Origin of the sequence: Actinospica durhamensis (assembly GCF_018139695.1) — a bacterium.
Taxonomy (GTDB): domain Bacteria; phylum Actinomycetota; class Actinomycetes; order Streptomycetales; family Catenulisporaceae; genus Actinospica; species Actinospica durhamensis.
The window spans coordinates 1-903 of record NZ_JAGSOG010000625.1 but is presented as its reverse complement, the minus strand read 5'-3'; the positions used below and the strand labels follow the sequence as shown (position 1 = coordinate 903).

Genomic DNA, 903 nt, shown 5'->3' with positions numbered 1-903 from the left:
AGACGTGGAGGACGGAGGTGCGCTGGTTGGGGGCGGTGTGGGTGTGCAGGCCCTTGACACGCGCGGTGTCGATGTCGCAGTTGGTCACCAGGGCGCCGTAGCCGGGGATGCACAGCTGGCCGCCGTGGGTGTGGCCGGCCAGGATCACCGGGAGGCCGTCGGCGGCCATGGCGTCGAGGGCCCTGAGGTACGGGGCGTGCGTGACGCCGATGGTGACTTCGGCGTCGATGTCGGGGCCGCCGGCCACGAGCTCGTAGCGGTCGCGCTGGACGTGCGGGTCGTCGAGGCCGACGAAGGCGATGCGGCGCGAGGACGGCGAGTCGCTCCCGGCCGCCGCCGTCGCCGCTCCCGCTGCCCCGCCACCGCTCAGTTCCACCGTGCCCCTGGCGTTGTTCAGCGGGAGCCAGCCGTGCTTCTCCAGGCCCGCCTGAAGCCGCTGCCAGTCGTTCTGCGTGCGCTGGCGGCGCGGCGCGTGCGAGAGGTCGCCCTTCTTCAGGTACTTGGCCGGGTTGAGCTTCTTGGCCTCGTAGTAGTCGTTCGAGCCGAACACGAACACGCCGGGCACGCGCAGCAGCGGCTCGAGCGCGTCGAGGACGGGGCCGACGGCGTCGGGGTGGGAGAGGTTGTCGCCGGTGTTGACGACGAGGTCCGGCTCGAGTTCGGCCAGGGACCTGAGCCACTTCTGCTTGCGCCGCTGGCCCGGGACCATGTGGATGTCCGAGACCTGAAGGATCTTCAGCGGCCGTGCGCCAGGGTCGAGGACCGGCAGCTCGAAGCGCCGGAGCCGGTACAGGTTGACCTCCACGCCGGCTGCGTAACCGAGGCCGGCCAGACCGACCGCCGCCACACCCAGCGGTACCGCGAGCTTCTTGCGCATCGGTCCATGCTAGCCCCTCCCTGTCC

The 903-nt window shown here is 71.3% G+C and carries 1 protein-coding gene; it reads right to left on the bottom strand.

What is annotated here, in order from left to right:
- Positions 1-877, bottom strand: an 877-nt coding sequence (locus KDL01_RS41435) for a metallophosphoesterase (protein ID WP_212534197.1), incomplete at its 3' end; no start/stop codon positions are given.
- Positions 878-903: the final 26 nt, after the last annotated feature.